Origin of the sequence: Emticicia sp. 17c (genome assembly GCF_037153985.1) — a bacterium.
Lineage (GTDB): Bacteria > Bacteroidota > Bacteroidia > Cytophagales > Spirosomataceae > Emticicia.
In genome coordinates this window covers 205,357-229,721 of record NZ_JBBAYI010000003.1, presented here as the reverse complement: position 1 = coordinate 229,721, position 24,365 = coordinate 205,357, and the positions used below count along the sequence as shown (strand labels likewise).

The 24,365-nt window shown below is 40.9% G+C and carries 17 protein-coding genes; 10 read left to right on the top strand and 7 right to left on the bottom strand.

Features of this window, described 5'->3' with window-relative positions:
* The first annotated feature begins 208 nt into the window (after positions 1–208).
* The 6 genes from ccoN (at position 209) to WAA15_RS08690 (ending at position 6,093) form a co-directional block, all read left to right on the top strand.
* Positions 209–2,353 (top strand): cytochrome-c oxidase, cbb3-type subunit I, encoded by a 2,145-nt coding sequence (gene ccoN / locus WAA15_RS08715; protein WP_337042342.1) that lies wholly within the window; start codon positions 209–211, stop codon positions 2,351–2,353.
* Positions 2,354–2,361: 8 nt separating this feature from the next.
* Complete coding sequence (locus WAA15_RS08710; RefSeq protein WP_337042341.1) at positions 2,362–2,520, top strand: CcoQ/FixQ family Cbb3-type cytochrome c oxidase assembly chaperone; 159 nt, start codon at positions 2,362–2,364, stop codon at positions 2,518–2,520.
* 72 nt (positions 2,521–2,592) lie between these two features.
* A complete protein-coding gene (locus tag WAA15_RS08705) occupies positions 2,593–3,405 on the top strand; it encodes a cbb3-type cytochrome c oxidase N-terminal domain-containing protein (protein WP_337042340.1) in 813 nt (270 codons plus the stop codon).
* A 51-nt stretch (positions 3,406–3,456) separates the two neighbouring features.
* Positions 3,457–4,860 carry a cytochrome c oxidase accessory protein CcoG gene (gene ccoG / locus WAA15_RS08700; protein WP_337042339.1) on the top strand — a complete coding sequence of 468 codons (1,404 nt, stop codon included), beginning with the start codon at positions 3,457–3,459 and terminating at the stop codon, positions 4,858–4,860.
* 98 nt (positions 4,861–4,958) lie between these two features.
* On the top strand, positions 4,959–5,396 hold the full coding sequence (locus WAA15_RS08695) for a FixH family protein (protein WP_337042338.1): 438 nt from the start codon (positions 4,959–4,961) through the stop codon (positions 5,394–5,396).
* Position 5,397: 1 nt separating this feature from the next.
* Positions 5,398–6,093, top strand: a complete 696-nt coding sequence (locus WAA15_RS08690) for a sulfite exporter TauE/SafE family protein (protein WP_337042337.1) — start codon at positions 5,398–5,400, stop codon at positions 6,091–6,093.
* A 44-nt stretch (positions 6,094–6,137) separates the two neighbouring features.
* On the opposite strand, the gene WAA15_RS08685 is transcribed toward WAA15_RS08690, so the two are convergent.
* A complete protein-coding gene (locus tag WAA15_RS08685; protein WP_337042336.1) occupies positions 6,138–7,013 on the bottom strand; it encodes an AraC family transcriptional regulator in 876 nt (291 codons plus the stop codon).
* A gap of 213 nt (positions 7,014–7,226) precedes the next feature.
* Here WAA15_RS08685 and WAA15_RS08680 point away from each other — a divergent pair, with 213 nt between their 5' ends.
* The 4 genes from WAA15_RS08680 to WAA15_RS08665 all read left to right on the top strand — a co-directional run bounded on the left by WAA15_RS08680 (position 7,227) and on the right by WAA15_RS08665 (position 13,619).
* The gene (locus WAA15_RS08680; protein WP_337042541.1) at positions 7,227–8,801 is read left to right on the top strand and encodes a sodium:solute symporter; all 1,575 of its coding nucleotides are present in this window, start codon (positions 7,227–7,229) and stop codon (positions 8,799–8,801) included.
* A 1-nt stretch (position 8,802) separates the two neighbouring features.
* Complete coding sequence (locus WAA15_RS08675; RefSeq protein WP_337042335.1) at positions 8,803–9,765, top strand: dihydrodipicolinate synthase family protein; 963 nt, start codon at positions 8,803–8,805, stop codon at positions 9,763–9,765.
* 157 nt (positions 9,766–9,922) lie between these two features.
* Positions 9,923–10,933 (top strand): LLM class flavin-dependent oxidoreductase, encoded by a 1,011-nt coding sequence (locus WAA15_RS08670; RefSeq protein ID WP_337042334.1) that lies wholly within the window; start codon positions 9,923–9,925, stop codon positions 10,931–10,933.
* A 223-nt stretch (positions 10,934–11,156) separates the two neighbouring features.
* A complete protein-coding gene (locus WAA15_RS08665) occupies positions 11,157–13,619 on the top strand; it encodes an AsmA-like C-terminal region-containing protein (RefSeq protein ID WP_337042333.1) in 2,463 nt (820 codons plus the stop codon).
* Here WAA15_RS08665 and WAA15_RS08660 read toward each other — a convergent pair.
* From WAA15_RS08660 to WAA15_RS08635, 6 genes are read right to left on the bottom strand one after another with little or no spacing between them, the layout of a single operon-like run.
* Positions 13,603–14,952 carry a DUF3748 domain-containing protein gene (locus tag WAA15_RS08660; protein ID WP_337042332.1) on the bottom strand — a complete coding sequence of 450 codons (1,350 nt, stop codon included), beginning with the start codon at positions 14,950–14,952 and terminating at the stop codon, positions 13,603–13,605. The two genes, WAA15_RS08665 and WAA15_RS08660, sit on opposite strands and share 17 nt — an antisense overlap.
* Positions 14,953–14,978: 26 nt before the next feature.
* A complete protein-coding gene (locus tag WAA15_RS08655; protein ID WP_337042331.1) occupies positions 14,979–17,204 on the bottom strand; it encodes a hypothetical protein in 2,226 nt (741 codons plus the stop codon).
* A gap of 46 nt (positions 17,205–17,250) precedes the next feature.
* On the bottom strand, positions 17,251–18,429 hold the full coding sequence (locus WAA15_RS08650) for a sialidase family protein (RefSeq protein WP_337042330.1): 1,179 nt from the start codon (positions 18,427–18,429) through the stop codon (positions 17,251–17,253).
* Between the two features lie 54 nt (positions 18,430–18,483).
* Positions 18,484–19,545, bottom strand: a complete 1,062-nt coding sequence (locus WAA15_RS08645; RefSeq protein ID WP_337042329.1) for a polysaccharide deacetylase family protein — start codon at positions 19,543–19,545, stop codon at positions 18,484–18,486.
* Positions 19,546–19,557: 12 nt separating this feature from the next.
* A complete protein-coding gene (locus WAA15_RS08640; RefSeq protein ID WP_337042328.1) occupies positions 19,558–21,861 on the bottom strand; it encodes a ligand-binding sensor domain-containing protein in 2,304 nt (767 codons plus the stop codon).
* 49 nt (positions 21,862–21,910) lie between these two features.
* Entirely contained in the window at positions 21,911–24,319 is a 2,409-nt protein-coding gene (locus WAA15_RS08635; protein ID WP_337042327.1) for a GH92 family glycosyl hydrolase, read from the bottom strand.
* Positions 24,320–24,365: the final 46 nt, after the last annotated feature.

Genomic DNA, 24,365 nt, shown 5'->3' with positions numbered 1-24,365 from the left:
GACTGACTTCTGATTACAAATAATCATTCTTCCAGAAACAATCCTTCGTTTCAGTGTTCCGTATGCTTGATTTTCCTGTGCTGTGCCGAGAAATAAGCCCAAAATCAAATTATGACAAATCTCATATTTTTACCGAACTGTCGTCATGTTTTGCCCATACACAAGCCGGTAATTTTATGCCATCAAAGTTTCATAAAACTCAATAACTATGCAGTCTATTACGCAGCAGGTAGAATCGGTTGAAACCATAGAACGATTCGAGTACGATAACAAAATTGTAAAAGCCTTTTTAATTGTTACCATAGTGTTTGGCTTGGTCGGAATGCTGGCTGGCTTAACACTGGCGGTTCAGCTTTTTTGGCCAGGTGCCAATTTTGAAAACCCGCATGTAACATTCGGGCGACTCAGACCCCTTCACACAAATGCTATCATTTTTGCTTTTGTAGGTAACGCAATGTTTGCCGGTATTTATTATTCTATGCCGAGGTTACTTAAAACAGCAATGTATAGCAAAATGCTCTCTTGGATTCATTTCTGGGGGTGGCAGTTAATTATTCTGGCAGCAGCCATTACATTACCCTTAGGCATGACCACCAGTAAGGAATACGCCGAACTGGAGTGGCCTATTGATATTGCCATTGCATTAATATGGGTAGTATTTGCCATTAATATGTTTGGCACTATTCTTAAACGCCGCGAGCGCCACATGTATGTAGCTGTCTGGTTTTATATTGCAACAGTAGTAACAGTAGCCTTGTTACACATTGTAAACTCTTTTGAATTACCAATATCTTGGACAAAAAGTTACTCTTTTTATGCAGGTGTACAAGATGCCCTCGTGCAATGGTGGTATGGCCACAATGCCGTAGCATTTTTCCTGACAACCCCATATCTGGGTTTAATGTACTACTTCTTGCCTAAAGCAGCCAATCGTCCGGTATATTCGTACAAGTTGTCAATTATTCACTTCTGGTCATTAATATTTATTTATATCTGGGCAGGCCCTCACCACTTGTTGTACTCTTCATTACCCGATTGGGCGCAAAGTTTAGGTACAGTGTTCTCGATTATGCTTATTGCACCTTCTTGGGGTGGTATGCTTAACGGGCTGCTTACGCTAAGAGGTGCTTGGGATAAAGTTCGTGAAGACCCTGTTTTAAAATTCTTTGTCGTAGCCGTTACAGCTTACGGTATGGCAACTTTTGAAGGCCCGATGCTTTCATTGAAAAACGTGAATGCGATTTCTCACTTTACTGACTGGACAATCGCTCACGTACACGTAGGAGCGTTAGGCTGGAATGGTTTCATGATATTCGGGATTTTATATTACCTGATTCCAAGAATGTGGAAAACCCAGCTTTATTCTAAAGCATTAACTAACACACACTTCTGGTTAGGTACATTGGGTATTATTTTTTATGCTTTGCCTATGTATTGGGCTGGTTTTACACAAAGTTTAATGTGGAAAGAGTTTACAAAAGATGGTTTTCTGGCGTATCCGAACTTCCTTGAAACTGTAACTCAGATAGTGCCTTTGTATATGATAAGAGCCGTTGGTGGTACGCTATACCTGATTGGTACGCTGGTAATGATATATAACCTTATCAAAACTGCCAAACAAGGAACATTTGTGCCGGCAGAGTATGCAGAAGCTCCGGCCTTAGAGAAAAACGTGAAAGTCGTAGGCGGTGGCTGGCATACAGTACTGGAACGCAAACCTGTTATTTTCACTGGCCTTGCCCTGATAGCCGTAGCCATAGGGGGTATCATAGAATTTGTACCTACGGCATTGATTGAATCGAATATCCCGACTATTGAGGCTGTAAGACCATACACACCACTTGAACTTGAAGGACGCGATATTTATATTAAAGAAGGCTGTGTGGGTTGTCACTCGCAGATGGTTCGTCCTTTCCGTTCTGAAACCGAGCGTTATGGCGAATATTCAAAAGCCGGAGAGTTTGTGTATGACCACCCGTTCTTGTGGGGTTCTAAACGTACAGGGCCTGACTTACACCGTGTAGGTAGTAAATATCCTGATAGCTGGCATTATAACCACATGATGGACCCTACCACAATGTCGCCTGGCTCTATTATGCCTCCTTATCCGTGGCTGTTGGAAAATGACTACGATAAAGAAATGATTCCGGCTAAAATTAAAGCCATGCGTACTTTAGGCGTACCTTATCCTGACGGATTTGAAGATGTAGCCATTGCAGCAGCCGAAAAACAAGCCGAAGAAATCACTAAAAGGCTGGCCGATGCTAAAATCAAAACAAGTAAAGACAAAGAAATAGTAGCCCTTATTGCGTATTTACAACGATTAGGGACAGATATTAAAACCACTAAATAATTAATACCATGTTTAAACATTATTTTGAACAGATAAACGGAGTTAGTATTTATCCTATATTCTCCTTGCTTGTTTTCTTCTTTTTCTTTGTTGGTCTGGCATGGCATGTATTCAGATTCGATAAAAAGAAACAGCATCATCTGGAAAAATTACCATTAGATGAATAAGCCCTTAGCAGAGGGTAAAAATTGAGAAATTGACTTTAGCAAATCAACAGATTTAAAAATATTCTTTCGTTTATGGGAAAATTAATAACATCAGGCGAAGACCTCATTCAGCTACTGATACTGATTATATTGACACTCACAGCTATTATTCTGCTGATAGTGGTAATAAATATGTACAGTGTAATTCATAAAATTATAGCTGCAAAAGAAGGTAAAACCGTTGAGCCATTCAGTTTTAAAAGATGGTGGCAAAAAGAAGCCGGAACTACAATTCCGCTTGAAAAAGAAGAGGATATACTTTTACATCATAATTATGATGGTATTCAGGAACTTGACAACCATTTGCCGCCATGGTGGGTAAAACTATTCTATGCTACTATTGTTTTTGCGGTTATTTATTTAGGGCTTTACCATGTCTGGAATATCACACCTTTGCAAGAAGAGGAGTACCAGATAGCCATGGATGAAGCCAAAAAACAAGTAGAAGAATACGAGTCGAAAATGGTTAGCAGTATCGACGAAAAAACAGTTAAACTACTCGTAACCGATAGCAAAGTGGTAAGTAGCGGTAAAGAGATTTTTACTTCAAAATGTGCTGCCTGCCACGGGCAAGCAGGCGAGGGGGGCGTAGGGCCAAACCTTACCGATGAATATTGGTTACATGGAGGTACTATTAACGATATTTTCAAAACCGTTAAATATGGCGTACCCGAAAAAGGAATGATTTCGTGGAAAGCCACTTTAAAACCCAATGAAATTCAGAATGTAAGTAACTATATTTTGTCTATTCAAGGGTCAAATCCGCCTAATGCCAAAGCTCCGCAAGGAGAAAAAACAGCCTCAAAAGCCGACTCGTCGGCTACTAAACCTGTGGCAAGCCTCTGATAGAAGCCACCACAGTTATTTTTGAACCAACAATATAAATTACAGAATCAAGTGAGCAATTTGGATTTTATAGATGAAGCATACCGTGACAGCATTGCCACAGTTGACAAAGAAGGAAAACGAATATGGGTGTATCCGAAAAAACCAAAGGGTAGCTATCATAATTACCGTATTATAGCTACCATCATATTCCTGACAATATTCTTCTCGGGGCCGTTCATTAAAATAAATGGGCAACCTTTATTAATGATAAACATATTTGAGCGCAAGTTTGTATTGTTTGGGCAGTTATTTTTGCCACAAGATTCTGTAATTTTTAGTGTTGGTCTTATTACTTTCTTTTTGTTTATTACCTTATTTACAGTAGTATACGGGCGTTTCTGGTGCGGTTGGGCTTGCCCTCAGACCGTATTCATGGAAATGGTTTTCAGAAAAATAGAATACTGGATTGAAGGCGACCGTAAACAACAGCAAGCCCTGAATGCCGCTCCGTGGACCGCCGAGAAAATCATTAAAAAAGGCACAAAACGGCTTATATTTCTGCTTGTTTCTATTCTGATAGCTCATACAACAATGGCGTATCTGATAGGTATTGAAGCTACTAAAGATATTATTACTCAATCACCTTCCGAACATTGGGCTGGCTTTGTGGGGCTTACCGCTTTTACCCTTATTTTTTACTACGTTTTTGCTAAACTCCGCGAGCAGGTTTGTGTAGCTATTTGTCCGTACGGCCGTTTGCAAGGGGTACTAATGGGTAAAAATACCATAAACATTATTTATGACTGGGTAAGAGGCGAACCAAGAGGTAAACTGAACAAACATACAGTTGAAGCCCCTAAGGGTGACTGTATCGATTGTAAATTGTGTGTACAGGTGTGTCCTACAAATATTGATATTCGTAACGGAGCGCAACTGGAATGTGTGAACTGTACAGCCTGTATTGATGCCTGCGATGAAGTAATGATTAAAATTGATAAACCAACGGGTTTAATCAGATACGGCTCTGCCGAAAGCATCGAAAAAAGAACACCTTTTAAATTATCTCCTCGGGCTTATGCTTATTCGGCAGTTTTGCTTTTGCTGGTTGCTGTTGAAGTATTTTTACTATTGAGCCGCTCAACCATTGAAACTACTATTATGCGTGTGCCTGGACAAATGTATCAGGAGCAACCCAATGGTAAAATCAGTAACCTGTATAATGCGCAGATAGTGAATAAAGCTAACGAAAATATGGAGGTATATCTGAAAGTGGGCGACAATGCAGGTGATATCCGGCTTATTGGTGGGAAAAAGAAAATACTTGTACCCAAAGGCGGAAAAGCCGAAGCTGTGTTTTTTCTGGATATGGATAAAGCAGCTATCAAGAAGATAAAAACAAGTCTAGAGATAGAAGTATGGCAAGGTGATGAAAAACTTGAAACGATTAAAACAAACTTCTTGGGTTATAGATAAATATATTTCGGCCAATAATAGCTTGGCTTAATAAATACAACTTTATCAAATTCTGGGTAAAAAAATAGATAATACCTCAACAGTAAATAATTATAAAAATGAACTGGGGACACAAAATCGGAATTCTTTATGGGCTGTTTGTAGTTTTTATGCTTACACTTGTAACACTCTGTATTAAACAGAAAGATATATCTTTAGTAAGCGACGATTACTACAAAAAAGAAATTGCGTATCAGGCTGAGATAGAAAAGCAACACAATGCCGCGGGTTTGTCGGTGCCTGTCAGCATAAAATATGATAGTAATACACAATCGGTAGGTATTAATTTTCCTGAAAACCAGCAAGGAGCCACAGGGAAGATACAGTTTTACCGTCCGGCAGATGCTAAAAAAGATTTTAATCTGGCTTTGAATCTTGGCACTACTGCTACCCAACAAATACCTGTTGCTACTTTGCTTAAAGGGCTTTGGGTTGTAAAAATAGAATGGGAGAAAAGCGGCATACAGTATTCAACCGAAGAAAAAATAGTACTTTAAGATGTTATATACGGCTTTCATACTTGGGCTTGCGGGGAGTTTGCACTGTATGGGTATGTGTGGCCCTATATCTATGCTATTGCCAGGCGATAAAACTAAACTAAACCGATACATTACCGGTAGGGTATTGTATAACCTCGGCCGGATTCTTACTTATAGCTTGCTAGGATTGCTTATAGGGTTGGCTGGTGAACAGATTTCCTTATTTGCTTCTCAGAAAATCCTGTTTATCCTAGTAGGAACCGGTATTTTGTTAGCTTTTATTATGCCGGCTCAATGGCGTGCAAAACTCGATATATTACCCTTTGTGAGCCGTTTTAATAATTTTATCAAATCGTCATTTACAGGTTTATACAAAAAACATACGTTGTTTTCTCAGTTTATATTCGGCGTTCTGAATGGGCTGCTTCCTTGTGGGCTTGTATATGCTGCTTTGAGTGGGGCATTTTTAACAAGCAATACTTTTGAAAGTATGCAGTTCATGGCTTTATTTGGCTTGGGAACCCTACCCATGATGATGAGTTTTGGATTTCTGGGAGGTTTTTTGCGGCGTATAGTTGGTTTTCGCCCCAAAATGATTTATACTGTTTCTTATATTCTTTTGGGTATCTGGCTTATTTTTAAAGGGGCAAACTTGCCCGCCACCAGTTTTGGTAGTCATACAACACAGGAGATTCCGGTTTGCCATGGCAAATAAAATTGCCTGTATTACTAAATTATCGCTTCGTCTGTCCTTTTGGTTTATGCGTCGCTTTTGAGGTACTTTTTTTTGTATTCAAGTGGCGTAGTGCCTTTTACATTCTTGAAATGCCTGTAAAAGTTTGACAGGTTATTAAAACCACTTTCAAAACAAATAATCTCGATACTTAAACGGTTCTCCACCAAAGCTCTGCACGCATGGCTCACCCTGATTTCAGTCAGAAAATCGTTATAGGTTTTATGAGTCATGAGCTTAAAATAGCGGCAGAAAGAGGTAGTACTTAAATTGGCAATAGCGGCAATATCTTCCAGCCGAATGTCTTTGGCATAGTTGGCAAGCGTATAACTACAAACATTATTGAGGCGCACTGTTTCCATTTCGTTCGATTGATAAAATGTATTTGCGTCAGTAATCATCTCCATTTCATCCGATTCGGTAAGTAATTCAAGTATCGATAATAATATAATTAATCGTTGTAAGGCACTCGCCGATAATGCCGATTGCAGTAGGTTTTTTATCTGTTGGGCAGTTTGTCCTTTAATAAATAAACCTTTTTTTGCTTTATCATATAGTTTCTTTATGGCAAAGGCTTCACTCAGGTTCAGAAATTCGTTTCCCATGCAGTCGGGTCTGAACTGCATAACAATGGCTTCAACTTGTATATCCTGATTGCCCTGAAAATATTTTGCGTTACACCGCCAAGTATGGGGCAGGTTTTCACCCAAAAGTAAGACTTCATCCGACGAAAAATTACTCACATTATCACCTATAAATCTCACACCTTCACCTTTTATTACGTAGTGTAGCTCAAGTTCAGGATGGTAATGCCACACCGTGCCAAAGTTAGGTTTAACGTCATGGCGGATGCTAAACGAATGCTCGGTATTGGTAGGGACTTTATGAAAATGTGGTTTCATATTCAGAAAAAGTTTATGATAATATTGTATAATGATTGGGAAATTGCTTATACAAAACTTGTTTTTTTATCCTCTATCTTTGTAAAGTTAAATAAAATATTTGCCTGATTATAAAAAATGCCCATTGTTCAGAAAACCAATGTATATTTTTATCATAATACTGGCAATTGCCTGATTTGGTCTATTGAATCTTTTTAAACCTGACACATGAACCTGACGAAACTTCCTGTTATTGATTTACTTATCATTTTTACCTATCTCATCGGAATGGTAGTGATAGGTGTTTATTTTTCGAGAAAGAATAAAAATGCAGAGCAGTTTACGAAGGCTTCGGGTAAAATTCCGGGGTGGGCCATAGGTTTATCTATTTACGCAACTTTTCTGAGTAGTAATACTTTTTTAGGTGTACCCGGCAAGGCGTTTGGTAGTAACTGGAACTCTTTTGTATTTAGTTTATCAATGCCCTTGGCTGCATGGGTATCTGCACGCTACTTTGTGCCTTTTTACCGGAATTCGGGCGAGGTTTCGGCCTACACACACCTCGAGCATCGGTTTGGTTCATGGGCCAGAACATACGCCGTTATTTGTTTTTTATTAACTCAGTTGGCCCGCATGGGGTCTATATTTTTCGGTATAGCCCTGAGCCTTCAGGCACTTACAGGGTATTCAATGGCTAGTATCATGATTGTGGTAGGTATTTGTATCATTATCTATACTGTATTAGGAGGGATGGAGGCCGTTATCTGGACAGAAGTGGTGCAGGGGGTAATAAAAACAATTGGTGCATTAATTATTCTGGCATTAGTTATTAAAGGTATGCCGGGCGGAATCAGCCGCATTATAGAAATAGGTCAGGCCGATAATAAATTCAGCTTGGGTAGCTTTGTTCCCGACTTTACTCAATCCACATTTTGGGTGGTATTGTTATACGGGTTTTTCATGAACCTTAATAACTTTGGTATGGACCAGAACTATGTTCAGCGGTATCATACTACCACCTCCGTAAGCGAAGCTACCCGTTCAATCTGGTTATGTGTGTATTTATATTTACCGGTTTCACTCATATTTTTTGTGATAGGTTCTTGTTTATATGCTTATTATCAGACCAACCCAGACCTACTTAACGAAGTTCGGATGCAGGTAGCAGCAGAGCGTTTGCCCAATGGCAGCACTACTGCTATCAGCCAACTGGCGGCCAGTTTAAGCCCTTCCGATATTGGCGATAAAATAATGCCACATTTTATGGTTACTAAAATTCCGGCTGGTTTGGTGGGCTTAATTGTTGCGGCCATCATGTCGGCAGCTATGAGTACTATCAGTTCGGGCATGAATGCCTCAGCTACGGTTTTCTCAGTAGATATTTACCAGCGATACATCAAGCCTGAGTTAACTTCAAAACAGTCGTTAAAAATTCTTTACATAGCTACTACCATGTTTGGCCTGTTAGGTATGTTTACAGGCGTTGCCATGATTGGCGTAAAAAGTGTATTAGATATATGGTGGATGCTTTCTGGTATTTTTGCAGGTGGTATGCTCGGGTTATTCTTGTTGGGCATAGTATCACATAAAGCCGGAAATGCCGAAGCTGCCATTGCTACCGTAATAGGTTTACTGGTTATCTGCTGGATGACCTTTTCAAAACAAATACCGGATGAATATGCCGCTTTAAGGAGTCCGTTCCATCAGAATATGATTATGGTAATCGGTACGCTGAGTATCTTTCTGGTGGGTATTCTTCTAAGTAAATTCCGTAAAAACAAATCCTCAAATACAGAACAAACAGTTTAACATGAAGTCTTCTTCTGCACACGCTTTACCGGAAGGGTTTATTCCGGTGATGCTAACGCCTTTCTCAGATTCAGGGGCGGTTGATTATAAAGGGCTTGCCCGCCTGACAGATTATTATATGCAAGCAGGGTCGGCAGGTTTATTTGCCAACTGCCTGTCGAGCGAAATGTATGAGCTTACCGACCAAGAAAGGCTTGCCATTACTAAGCAAGTAGTAGACCAAACCAATGGGCAAATACCTGTGGTGGCAACCGGAACATTAGGCGGCACAATAGCACAACAGGCAGACTTCGTAAAAAAAATATATGATACTGGCGTTCAGGCTGTAATTGTTATTACAAGCCAGATTGCACAGGAAAACGAATCAGATGCTATTTTTATAGAACGTATGCACGAGCTAATGAATCTGACACCCGATATCCCGTTAGGTTTTTATGAATGCCCCGTGCCTTATAAACGCCTGATAAATACTTCAATACTGGCCGAATTATTGCCTTCCAAACGCCTTATCTACCACAAAGATACTTGTCTGGACGAAACCGAAGTTAAACGCCGTCTTGCTGTTGCACAGGGCTATAACTTTGGTTTATATGATGCCTACATGGTAAATGCGGTGTCGTCGCTAAGAGCCGGAGCAGCAGGGTTGTCATGTATACAAGGGAATATTTATCCTGAACTGATTGTCTGGATTTGTAAATACTTTAATGATGCGTCGAAACAGGAAGCAGTCGAAAAAGTACAACAATTCTTTACCGACTCTATGGAGGTTGTTCACTCGGCGTATCCGACTATTGCCAAATATAGCTTACAGAAAAGAGGGTTCCCTATTTCTACGTACACTCGTAGAAAAATAGACCCCCTAACACAGGACCTGAAAGAAAAAATGGATGACTTACTGATTACAATTGATAATTTACACAACGATTTAGGAATTAAACCTGTCTATCAACCCGTTTTCGCCTGATTTATAACACAGTTAAAAACAAATGCAAAAGTGACGTCTCCGGTAATTATTGCCGGAGATTTTTTTGTTAGTATAGTTGAGTATACTATCATTAGAGTAATTCTGGCAACGAACTAAATAAGTTTTGTGTTAGGTAATAATAAAGATTAATAAACAAATGAGTATACTTAAATTAGGCATTCTTGACCAATCAATTGTTACGCAAGGCAAAACGGCACGTCAGGCCATAGAAGAAACAATTGCTACCGCAAAACTGGCAGAAAAACTTGGCTTTAACCGTTTTTGGGTGTCAGAGCATCATAACTCTTCTTTTATTGCAGGCTCAACCCCTGAAGTATTAATGGTAAAGCTGGCCGACGAAACCAGACACATCCGAATTGGTTCTGGTGGTGTTATGTTACCTAACCATAGTGCCTTAAAAGTGGCCGAAAACTTTCGGATGCTGGAAACGCTCTTTCCGGGTCGTATTGATTTAGGGATAGGCAGAGCGCCGGGTGGCGACAGAATAACCGCCGCATTTTTAAATCCTGCCAACGATTTCAGTGAAGAAAGCTACCTCCAACAACTGGCCTATCTGCAACATTTTTTTAGCGATACCGCCGCAACAAAATATGGGCCTGTTCTGGCCGTGCCACAAGCAACCTCAACACCTGAACAGTGGATATTGAGTTCGAGTGGGGGAAGCAGCAAGATAGCCGCACAATTTGGGATGGGGCTGGCTGTTGCCCGATTCATTAATGGCTTTGCTCAGCCAGATATTGTAGATACGTATCGCAAACACTTTGAGCCTTCGGCACAATTATCAGCACCCCATGCCGTTTTATCCATTTCAGTTCTTTGTGGAGAAACAGAAGCTGAAGCCCTGAAAATGCGTAAATTTCTTGATTACGTACTGGTACAGTTTGAGCAAGGCAAATTCGATAACTTCGGCGATGAAAAGTTTATTGATAATTACCAGTTTTCGTTAGCCGAGCAAGAACGTATTCATAGAAACAGAGGCAGGGTTATTTCAGGAACTAAAGAAGAAGTAAAAGAAAAATTACAGGTACTTGCCAACGATTTTGGAGTTGACGAAATCATTGTTTCAACAATGGCTAATAATGCAGAAAACCGGAAACGCTCTTTTGAGCTACTGGCCGAGGCGTTTAACTTAAAAGCAGTGGCATAATTTTTTAGCGTATTATAATAGGGGTAAAACGGCTAAAAGTTGTCGTTAAATAAAAATTATATAAAATAATTGTCAAATCAGAATGTGAAGTTGTAGATTAGTTTTTAATTAAAAATAGCGTTTTCTTAGCCAGAACTAAAGATTGTTGAGTAATTTCGGTCCATCAATGTGTGCTTTTGTCTGTGAAACTACATGATTCACACGTTCGTTAAAATTTCCTATTATGATGCCTAAAATCGTTCGAGTAGCTTTAATACTATTGGGTGCTTTTATTTTGCTTCTGGCAGGAGTAGCGGGGTGGGTGTATTATCATCAGGGCGAACTCTTCGGGCGTTTAAAAAGCCTCGTTAACGAACGTATTGACGGCACTCTCGAAATACGTGACTTTAAATTTACCCCTTTTCAGAATGGCGTCGGATTTACCTTCTCGCTTTTGGGAGTTAAGCTGAATGACAAATATTTTGACACTCATAAGACCAACCTCATTGAAGCAGGGGTAATTAATGTTACCTTAGAAACACAAGCATTAATAAGAGGTAAGTTACAGATTCATAGCCTGAAATTTGCCAATGGCAGACTTAACGTTTTTAAAAGAAAAGATGGATTCACAAATCTTTCCATCTTTTCTTCAAAAAAGGATAGCTCTAGCGTATCAACAGGAAAAAACAATACCAATGCTTTAAAAGAACTGGAAGAAATATCGTTTAAGGATTTTCAGATTCAGTATGCCGATTCTCTACTTGAAAAATTTTATGGGGCAGATTTCCACAAGTTTGAAATAGATGTTTCGTATGCAAACGGTGTCTGGGAAACCGAAAGCAAAGGGGACTTATATTTTAAAGGACTAATTTTTAATCCGGCCAAAGGTGGTTTCCTGATTAATCAGGAGGCCGAACTACAATTAAAAGCGAATTACAACGAAAAAGATAAAACATTAAGCATATTACCCTCACAACTCGAAGTTTCTACAAAAGACAAAATTAAGCTCTGGGGACAATTTAACTTCGCCGAAGATAAACGGAACTTGCAATTAAACTTTGCTACGCAGGATATTCAGCTTAGTAACGCCCTGAAATTATTGACCCAACATCTCGAAAAAGTTGTCGGACGAATCAGGATTGACCCATTAGTAACGGCTGAAGTGCATCTGAATGGAAAATTTGGTGAGCGTATACCAAAGGTGGATATTAATTTCGATGCCAAAGCATTTCAGTACCGCCTGCGTGTGGGGCTTTTGCGAGAACTAAGCACAACGGGTACTTTTACTAACCATGCCGATACCACCAAGCCTGTGGGCGATGCTAATACCAGAATTATCGGGAACAATATCAAGGGCTTTTTTGAGTCAATTCCTGTGCAGGGAAATATCGTTATCAATGACTTAGAACAGGCACTGGCAGAAATTAATTGTACCTTGCAGGCCGATGTTGCATCGCTAAATGCACTTCTGGACCCTGACCGTTATCAGGTAAAGCAAGGCAAGGCAATAATGAAAATGACTTATAAGGGCAATATCAAGAACTTTTTTGATACCAATACAAAAAAACTTAATGGCCTTTTATACGGTAATGTTTCTTTACAGAATCTGGGTATTATGTATTTACCACAAAAAGTAAGTATAAATCAGATACACGGCGATGTGGCCTTTAATGGAGAAGAAGTGAGTATTCCTAATATTCAGTTATATGATGGACTCAACAAGCTGTACATAAACGGGCGCATTACGGGGCTGTTTCCGTATTTATATATGGAAAACTATCCGTTAAAAGCTATGGTGAATATCAAAATTCCTGATTGGCAACTGAACTGGTTGAAAGTGTTATTGAACCTTGACCACTCACGCCCTAAGGGAAATAAAAATTCTAAATTTGCGCTTTCGGCCTTACTCGATAAAGCCATAGATAATATCGGAATAGAAGCAACGCTTGAGGCAAATCGTTTCAGATATAACCGTTTTTCGGCTCAGAATCTGAAAGGGAAAATGACCCTGAGTGCCGACAAAATACAACTCAATAATTTTTCGATGGATGCTTTTGGTGGGAAATTCCAGCTTGTAGGAACCATGAATCAACTTCGCTCGGCTAGGCCCATCAAACTGAATGTAAATGCCCAACTAACTAATACAGACGTGAAGTCGGTTTTTTCTTCCTTCAATAATTTTGGACAGTATACGCTTACCGACCGTAATATTAAAGGGAAACTCAATAGTACATTTAAATTTACGGCCGACCTAAAAAATGATGTGTCGCTGGTGCCTAATTCTGTGGACGGAAAACTATCGGTTGAATTAACAGATGCTGAGATTATTGATTTTGACCCTTTTCTGAAAATGAAAAGGTTTATATTCAGAAACCGCCAGTTAGAACACGTTCAATTTGCTCCTATTGTTAACGATTTCGTGATTAAGGGTAAAGAAGTAGAAGTAAAGAAAATGCAGATTGAAAGTAACGTACTAACTTTCTTTCTGGATGGAATTTATAGCCTCGGAGATAAAACCGACCTTAATATTCAGATTCCATTGAGTAATCTGCGCAAAAGAGATTCTACTTATCAGTTTAAAGAATATGACCCCGATACCATTGGGTCAAATATCTTTTTGAAAGCCATTGAAGAAAATGGAAAAGTGAATATCAAATATGTGATGAAAAAGAAAGCCCGAAAGGTACCTTTCAGAGCTTTCCGATAAATATTTGTTTGGCTTTTCCTATCAGACGATTAAACGCAATTGTTTTACCATCGTGTGAAATAACAAGATTAGTCGGAGATGGGGCCGTAGGAGCTGTTAAGACCTTGTGCCGTTTCTCAAATGTTTCGTTTGTTGTTGTACAACTTACAATACTACCATTATGAACATAATAAAGGGTTTTGCCTGATGGATGCCAACGCACGTTGCCTTCAACCGCACTTTCATGATAAGTAACCTGTGTAAGGTTTTTACCCTCAGGATTGATAGTAAATATCTGCAGAATGCCTTTGTTGTCTTTTGCCAGAAAAGCTAATGATTGCCCGTCAGGAGATGTTCTGACAATACCTACACAGCCCGGCTGATTACTATCGGCCGTAAAAGTTAAACGTCTTTGAACAGTTCCTTTCGGAGGCATGGGCATGGTGGTGGCAGTACCTTCTAATGGGCCTGATTCTCCGGCAATGCTTATGTCGTCAGGAATATCTACTATAAAAACTTCATCTACATTTTTGCCATTTTTATCTTTTACGGTTCCAATAAAAGCACGGGCTATCTGGCGTGAGCCATCAGGTTTTTCATAGCCCTTAGCACCTACCCAACTATCGCCTGCGGCGTGGCTAATTTCATCTGAGCCAGCTTGTGGGGTAGGAGTAACTTTTACTACCAGCGCACTGAACCATTCGCCTGAAATGTTTTCACCTGTGGCATCTTTTTCCAAAATTACGGGAGTAGTTTTCTTCGACACGCCAATTGTACGAAGATTATGTTTCTGACCTGTCGAGTCTTCGAGGGCCTTCATAACGGCATCGTTATATGTATAACCAATCCATTGGCCATCTCCGCTCCATTCGTGGCGGTGAGTGCCTCCGCGTAAGGCTCCTTTCGTGTAGGGTGGGGTTATATCGCGAGCATCCATAAAAATACGTCTGCCTGCGAGATTCTCGTCAATAATTACACCCGTGCGTCGCCATTGCTGATATGGATTTGCCTCTGTAACACTTGGCAAACCATGAATAAATACTACTGCATTGGCTACCGGCGAATAACTGACAGCCCCTGCACCCGGCCCCCAAGGTTGGTTGTTTGTTACTTCATAAACAATCTTTTTTTCGCCAGATGAAATATTTACCTTTTCGATGCGGGCTGAGGCCGCAATGCCGCCTTCGTCGGTTCGGGTATCGTATACCAGCCATTGGTTATATGGCGAGAAATTATCATTGTTATCCAAGTCATGATGATAATTCGGGTCATTTGTAAGCTGCTTCTCGTTCATATACGCCATTTTGGTACAAGCTGATAAGGATAAAACAAAGGTCAAAAGTAAATATTTCATTGGCTTGCTGCTGATTTTTTTTGATTCTACTTCTCAGGCGCACTAATTACACCCAAATATCTTCCTAACCAATAAGGTAATAGCCAGATGTCTCCGGCACTATGTTCAGAAGTACCATTCCCTCCTTTGCGGTCCAGACTGAACATATTGCCATTGTGGCGTTGAATCGGGCGTTCGTCGGGTGGAAGTACCTCTTTAGTTGTCTGATTACGGAAGTTTGGTGCAATCTTTTCAATATCTTTTCTGTGGCTGTTCATAATTACCCAGTCAACTAGGTCAAGCGGATGCTCACGTAAATACCATGCTGCCTCGTTTAAATCGAACTCTTTTGTACCTGTTAATGCTGTGAAAATATTCCAAGCACCCTCTTTTTCGGGGCGTTCGGCTTGCCAGTGGTCAATAATTGCTTTTTTGTAAGCGGCTTTCAGTGTATCGTTAAGGGCATAACGATATAAACCCCAATAGCCTACAAAATACATTTCGTCATCAGAGTGGTTCCAACCGTCCGACATGTGCTTGCTGTGGTCATCGGCATCTTCTGGTGCTTTACCAATAATACTCATCGGGCGCATCAGGTTTTCATAATACCCGTGTTTTGTCATTAGTTCAAATGCCTTTTGCTTATACTTCTCTTTTTTAGTGAAATGGTAAGCTGTTTGAAGCATAGCTACGATATTTGACGAATTGAGCTTTCGGTCACCGACATTAATCGGGAAGGCATTCACATATTCAGGATTCCAACGACCCCACTGTGTAGGTTTGCCATTATAATCAATCAGATACATATCGTTTTTGATGATATGGCTCATTAGGGTATCAATCAATGTAATAGCACGTTTCTTGATAACTGGCTCCTGTATTAACTCAGCCATTGCACCAAAGGCAAATATATGCCCGATTACCTCGTCACTACTGGTAGTGGCTTTCCAGTCCCACTCAGGGTCGGCCGAATGTTGCCAGCGTTCAGGGTCAGAAAGTTGGTCGATATAACCACTTCTTTCAAAAGACCGTGACGGAAACCCCGGAATACCATTTACGGTATATAAACGCTCCATAGCATCAAGCGATTCAACACAATTCTGAAGTGCTTCAGGGTCTTTGGTTACGGCATATCTGAATATTTCTCCTCCCAGATACATCGATGTCCACAAACCGTCATTATCAGAGTCAGACAGATAACCAGTGCTTAGGTTTCCTTTTTCCATGCGGCTCACAGAGGCGTTAAATCCATTACGAATATGGCGGCTGCGCACTTGTTTGTCGTAGAAAACAGCTTTATCATGCAAGGTCATTTTCTTGAAACAGATTTGGCCAAGCCCTTCGGTAGTTAGTACCAGAACAGAGTTTTCAGGGCCTTCTGCAATGTTTGTCACGGTATTGCCCGGCAGCCAGCGTTCGCCATTATAGTAGTCAAACTTACCATCGGCACGTAAGGCAAAAGCACCATTAACAGACCCAAACCAGAATTTATCACCAATTACTTTTACATCTGTGATTTCGGTTACAGGTAATTTCTGGTTTTTACTGCCTATTTGTTTTTTAGTAGTGGCGTCAAGAGTAATAATGCCATCTTTGGTTCCTATAATTATTTGTTTACCGTTTGTATCAAATGCAGTGAAATCAGTGCCTTCAAAAACTTTTGTAAATTTTGAGCCTGATAGCGAAGATAATGACTTTTTGCCCAAAATCCAGAAGGTATCGTTGCTTGGTTGGTAACGTAAAGAAATAACCTCGTCGCCGTCAAGGTTGCCTTTCCAGATAGTTTTAGAGTCTTTAACCAACTGCAAAGACTTGCCGTCTGATACAAGAAAAGCGAAGTCTTTGCCACCGACAAATGAACTGGCTTTGGTTAAATCGTGTTTGTTAAACAATTTACCTGCCCATGCATTGCTTAAAACGGCTTTGTCGTCAAGCAACACGAACTGATTCTGGTAGCTGCTTAAACCCTGAATGTTTTTGCTTCCGATAGTCCGGTAAGTTTTATCGGCTTCTAAAGAGCCGGGGTATAAAAATTGCCCATCATGTGCGTGTAATAATCCTGCCGATGAAAAGATTTTAATATTGCCGTTTCTATCGCTGGCGGCCTCAATAAGTTTAGCATTGCCTGATTTTGCATAATACTTAATGCTGTAATCTTGCCAATAGGGTTTGTCATGATACACAGGTTGTGCTTTAGTAGTTGTTGGCTTTTGCGCATAGGAGGCTAGTCCTATAAAAGCAAGACAAATAAAAATGTAAGAAGATACTCTCATAAGAATGTAAGGTAATTGATTAGTATTTTGTGTGTTAACAGGATTTTTACTTGATTTTTTGCGGGTCAACCACCGCGTATTTGATTGATTTTCTATTGTTTTCTAAATGATATGAATACGTAAGATGCAGTAAGCCATCTTTGGTTTGAATGAGCGAAGGGTAAGAAAAGCCTCCTTTTTTGGGTTCGGCATCTTCCAAATGTATTTTCCATTTCCAGTTTTTACCTTCGTCGTCAGATAGGTACAAGCTCAAACGATAACGGCCGTCGTAAATATCATTACCCAGAAATGCCCATTTACCATCATTCAGCACCAGCAATTCAACACTGGCCGTATTAGGGATATCTGTTTTAACAGAGCCTAACCAACTTTCGCCTTTATCGCTTGATTCACTGATATGCACACGTGTGGGGCTGTCGCCGCTGTCACGCATATAAGCAACCAGATTACCATTTTTTTTCTGAACTACTGCGGGCTGAATAGGGCCACGGCCTACAAGGGGTAAGCTTGGGTGCCAGGTGGTACCTTTATCGTCCGAAATAGCCATCATTGACATATTGAAGCCATCAGAATAGAGCGGTAATACAATACGGCCGTTTTCCATAAGCAGAGGTTTTATTCGGGTCATCCAACCTATACTACGTTTGGTAGCATCGGTACTGGCGTTAATAATCATGTCGTCATATTTAGGGGCATAGCCAGCCCAACCAGCATGATTTTCAGTCAGTGTTTTGAATTTTGAAGCTACCTCTTTTGCAAATTCATCGCTCGGCTTTAACAAGATGTTATCCTGCCAGTTCCATACAGGAGCCGCGTCGGTGTTATAATCAACAGAGGTTCTGACCCTTAAAATTGATTGCTCCCACTTATTAGCTTGTACGGCTATCCAGACCAGAAAAAGTTTATTATCCTGATTCAGAAATAATACCGGATTACAGTCGGGCAAATTCGGAGTATCTGCCATCAGAAAAGGTTCACTCCATATTTTTGTGCCTTTTTTTAAGCGTGCCCCCATTATTTTTACGTCGTCGGCTGTGCGTTCGCCACTTCCCTGAAACCATACTGCCAGAAAATCACCATTAGGTAAACTCACAATACTGCTGCCATGTACGTGCTTTTCCTGTACCGGAAAAATCAGACTGGTTTGTAATATAGCCGGATGCTGGGCATATATAAGCTGAATATTTAAGAAGAACAGTAGTGTAGCTACAAATACTTTTTTCATTAAAGTTTTATGATTTGAACAAATAATTACTAATTGTTTGGATTTCCTAAGGCATTACTTTACTTTTTTTCGTCTTTCCATCAAATCACGGAAAGTAGTCAGAATGATACCTTCTGATTCGATATAGGCTTTTAACTCAGGGCTCATCATCGATAACATATCGGCATATCTTGAACCCCCTGACCCACTAATGTACTGGAAGGCATCGGTTATATCGCTGCTATGGACAATCATCATGGCTACACCCGGTTGCATATTTTTCAGGGTTTCTATAAATTTTTGTGCTTTATATTTCCCCCATGCTTCGGGTGTAATGTTGTTGCCTTCCGGTTTCCAGTCGCCGCTAATGGTGTGTAAGTCGTCTAAGACTGGTAAACCTGCTTTCCAGAGCATTTCGCCTACTGCTTTGGCTTGTTTAGTAATAGCTGGTTCAGGAAGTTGCATTCCTTCTTTCCATTGTCCTTTAGCTTTCAGGCTCTTAATGACCGGAGCATTCAGGCATTCGACCAGTAATTTATTATTACCGCCCGGAAACATGACAGGGATACCGTTTTCAATGCCTACTTTGATGTATCTTTCAAGAAAAGGTTGATGTGCAAAGAGTGTACCCATGTGCGAATCGAGGTGGGTAGGTTTTAAGCCTATTTTTTGTGCGCGGGCAAGTTGTGCTCTTATTTCTTTTTCAACTTCGTCGGCTGAAGCATTTTTTACTACCTGCTCAACAGTATGCCACATACAGGCTTCGTCATCTACCAGACCCGGGGCATTCTGGAAGCCAGCTACTGGAGCCCAGCGATAATCTTTCCATTCAGACGTAAGTGTAAGATGCAGACCTGCGTCGAGGTTTGGATTTTTTTTCTGAATATAGTTTTTGATAAAACTAGGTGCCCACGGGCAGGGCATCATGATGCTGCAAGACGTAGCAACGCCCTGCTCAAGTGATTTGATTGCCCCCTGATTAGAGGAGTACGACATCCCGCAATCATCAACATGGAAAATAACCACTTTTTTGCCTTTCGGGAAGCCCAGTTTTTCGGCATACGTTTCCTGAGCCTGTGCAAAAAGGCTTGTGCCAATCAGAAACGTTGTTAATAGTTGTATTCTTAGCTTTAACATTGTATAAAAGTTTTATTGAATCATATTTAAATACCGGCCCATCCAATACGGTAGAAGCCAGAAAACAGGCTCTCTTTCTACCTGTGGGTCGCCGCCTTTGGCATCCCATGGGTTTTTGTCCCAGCGTACAGTTTTTCGGATACTGGCAGGAGGAAGTTTGGATACCTGTTGCTCGTCCAACACAATGCTCCGTACAAGTTGTATATCTTCGCGTTTGGTGTGGTCAATGTGCCAGTCGACTAAATCAAGAGGTGTATCTTTCAGGAAATCGACTGAGTTAGTAATTGCTGCCTGTTTTTGGCGCGAATAGCAATAAATAAAATTGATAAGCGGGTTATGGTCGTCTTTGCGTTTCAGAAACCAATCATCAATGTGTTTCTGATAAAAAGCTAGTTTTTCAGGGTCGGTTTCGCATTTTAATAAAATAGGGTAGAGGTACGCTTGCAGCATGGTATCAAAATAAATAAACCACGCCCGATTCTGGTTAGGCACCTGAGCCATGTTATCGAGGTAATGCTCTTCCTTGATAAGCCTTAAATACTGTTTCTGATATTTTTCGTCTTTGGTTATGTGGTGGGCAAATTTCAGAAAAGCCAGCATTTCCATTGAATTCTGACTTTGGTCTGGAGCCCATTCAGGGTCGCGGTTCAGTTGTTCCGGCGACCACACCGACCACCGTGTTGGTTTGCCATCAATATCTATAAAATTGAAATTATGTTTTATCAGATAATCAACAATACGGCTTACGTGTTTTCTGATAATGACTCTCTCGGCCTCATCGGCTACTAGTTCGTAGTAAAAGAAATACCCAAAGATATGCCCACACATTTCGTCGCTGCTGGTATCGCCTTTCCACAACCATTTTCCGTCTTTCGATTTCCGCCAGCGTATTTCAACAGGCTTAAAACGTGGTTCTTTTACCTGCTCGTCGGCCAGTTGTCGGGCAGTAAAAGCTCGGTTGCCGTCATGTACAAAACTCCATGACGATGGCACAATGGTGCGGGCAAAAAAACCTTCGGTATCGGTTACTTCCTGTAATTGTTTCAAAAAACCAAATGCTTTACGGGCATTTTCTTTTGCTACGGGGTTTTTGGTAGCGGCATACCTGAAAGATTCCATTGCCAGATAATTACCTGTATACTCGCCGTCGTTGTCGTCATCTTCGGGTTGCCATGAAGTGATATCCCCAGCTATGCGTAAATGGCATTGTCCGGCAATCCAAGGGGCGCGTATATGGCGTTTCATGAGCACATCCATAAAGAAATCGTTCTTCTGAGCCAGCGTTATTTGTCTTTTTTTAATGGCACTTACCCCTTTAGGAGTTGCTACCCAAGCATTTCCGGCGTTATCAAAGGCAATATCGTTTACATGGTCGTCGAGCAGCCAGCGGCGGCTGAATAGCATTGAATAAGTGCTATCGGGTGGGTTTCCATAAGGCGGGTAACGTACAACGCCCTGTTCGGTGCCAATCCATAATTTGCCATCGGGGGCATTTTCAACACAGGTAACAAAAACCGTAGGCAACCCTTGTTTTGGTGTAATTTCTCGTAGTTTAAGTTCTTTTTTAAGGACACTTACGCCTCCCAAGCCCCCTGCCCAAAGATTTTGGTTACTATCAAGCGCAATTCCCTTTATGTAGCCACTTATGACATACTCTTTATTTCTGTAAAACTGGGTTGCTTTAGGTGAGGTATGATACAAACCTACATCGCTGGCAATCCAAAGCCCGCCTTCATTATCTGAAATAACATCTCTGATAGAGCGGGGCAACTGGTAACCTTCTTTAGTAGCCTGTGGTTTACTGAATGTTTGCCCATTAAATAGCCATATTCCGTTTGGTCCTAGTGCATATACCCCTTCTTTGGCTATACAAATGGCCGATATAGGGCCGGTTACACCTGTTATTTTTTCTAATGTAGCATTTTTATAACGATAAATACCATCCCAGTTGCCTAGCCATACATCGTTTGTTGTGGTGTCAGCCGCTACTGAGAAAGCAGGGCCTTTGCTTTCTCCGTTCAGCATTGATGTCCAGTTAGCTTCATTGGCTTTTTTTATGAAAATGCCCGAAGCAGTAGCTACCCATACATTCTGAGCCTTATCAACTGCAATGCTTCTTACTTCGTTTTCTTCGGGGTTGGCACTTATTGGGTAAGCTTCGTGGTATTCCTGCCAGAAAGGGGTGTCTTTATAGACAGCGGAAGAATCTTGCGTTTGAGTTGATTTACAGGTACATACAAAGCAAACCACCAGAATGCTCCCTGATAAACGTAACCAGTTTTTGAATAATGGGCCAAATGGGGTTGTAACGCTCATAGTATTGCTTTAAATCAGCGTATAAAATTATTTTGTTCTGAATAACATTTTACTTACTAAATGAATACGGCAGGGCATCTTTACCCACTCCCCAGTTTTTATTAGGGTTTGGCCCCATTTCAAAAACCAGTTCGCCTCCGGCCATTATTTCTGACTGGTCTATGTAACAGCGGTTAAATGGCTTACCGTTTAATGTAGCCGACTGTATGTATCTGTTTTGTGCCTTATTATTATGGGCGATAATGCTGAATGTTTTGTCATTTTTTACCTCTAATTCAACCTTATCAAATAAAGGGCTTCCAATAGCATATTGGCTGCTACCGGGTGTAACGGCATAAATACCCATGCTACTTAAAACAAACCACGACGACAACGACCCCATATCTTCGTTACCACAAAGACCACCTGCCCCTGTTCTGTAAAATCTTTGCATAATTTCGCGTGTCCAGTACTGGGTTTTCCATGGGCTTGAGGCATAGTTATACAAATAGGCTACATGGTGCGAAGGTTGATTGCCATGTACATATTGCCCTATGGTGCCTACTACGCCTACATATTTAGGTTCGCTGATAGAGGCATCCATGGCAAAGAAGGTGTCCAGCCGTTTATTGAAAGCCTCGTTGCCCCCTAAGAGGTTAACCAGTCCTTTGGCATCATGCTGAACCGACCATAAATATTGCCATGCGTTTGATTCTGTATAATGGCGATTCGGACGACGACCCACCAGCAGAGGGTCGAAATAACGATAATAATGATGTTTGCCAACCGAATCTATGGCTTGTTGATTATTACCCTTTTCAGGTAGCCATGTGCCATTTTTCATGCGTGGGCGCATAAATTGTGTAGTTGGGTCATATACGTTGTGGTAGTTCTGAGCGCGTTTATAAAACAAGGCAGCATCGTCTTTTTTACCGAGAGCATCGGCAAGTTGGGCAATACACCAATCGTTATAGGCTAGTTCGAGCGTATTTGGCACTGATTCTGTTACTACGTCGCAAGGAGCATAACCCAGACTCATATAATCGGCCAACCCTGAACGGCCTGCCGAAGCAGGAAAAGGGGCAGGGGGTTGCTCAAGAGCTTTGCGGCGCATGGCGGCATATAAGCCTTCAATGTTCCAGTCTCTATATCCTTTTATATAAGCATCAACAATTACAGGCACCAGATGGTCGCCTACCATACCTTGCCCGAATACATTTCTGAAATGTTGTGCAGGTAGCCAGCCATACTCCGACGTTTTGGCTGCAATAGATTTCACAATATCATTTACATGTGCAGGCGCAATAAGCGTAAGCAAAGGGTGTTGGCTTCGGTAGGTATCCCAGCATGAAAAGTTTGGATAAAAATCAAATCCTTTAGCCGTGTGGATTTTATTATCCATACCCATATACTGGCCATCCGTATCCTGCCCAATATATTGAGCCAACAGGCTGTGATAAACCGCTGTATAAAAAGTTTGTTTTTGTGCTTCGTTATCGCTGCTGACATTTATTTTTTTCAATTCTTCATTCCATGTATGGTACGCATCGGTTTTTACTTTATCAAAATCCCAGTTCGGAACTTCTGCTTGCAGGTTCTTTCGGGCCCCTTCAATGCTTACGAACGAAATCCCTACTTTTACCAGTATTTGTTCGGCTTCTTTGGTTGAGTAGCTTACAAATGCGCCTACGTTTTTGCCTTTTTCTTCATTTTTGTAAGGCCAATAGCCCTCTGCCGACTCGGGTGTAATATAGTCAGCATCCCAAGTACCATAATAATCGAACGGGCGGCTGAATTTAGCTACAAAATATACCATAGTTCCATTGGCATCTTTATAGCCTTCAATGGTTGAATCACCTGCTATTTTCAAGATGGAATTACCACTTTTGTCATCGTTGCCTATTTCATGCCCTAAGTCGAGAAGTATATTGGCGCGTCTGGCTTTCGGGAAGGTATAGCGGTGCATTCCAACACGCTTGGTGGCAGTAAGTTCGGCTTTAATATTACCATCTTTGAGTAATACACTGTAATACCCGGGCATAGCCTTTTCGTCAGCTTTGTTGTATCTTGAGCGGTAGCCCGAGTCTGGGTTTTCTTTTGTTCCGGGGCTAGTTTGTAATTTATCGGTTACAGTAGGCATTAACAGAATGTCGCCGCCTGATGTCATACCAACGCCACTGAAATGCGTATGGCTGAATCCGGCAATTGAACTATCGGCATAGCTATAACCGCTGCTGTATGTCCAGCCTTTGGTGTCATGGTCAGGGCTAAGCTGAATCAAGCCATAGGGCACTACTGCTCCCGGAAAAGTATGTCCGAAAAAATCAGTACCCAGAAATGGGTCAACGTAATCTGCGGGGTCTTTATCTTTACCACGTGAGCATGACTGTATGCTTAAAGTACCGATGATAGCAACAGCACATAAGCAGAAACTACAAGTTTTTTTCAGGGTTGAATATTTTAATGAACGCGTATTCATACAAAGCAGCAAAACTCAGATTGGTTTTATAATATAATTATGAAAT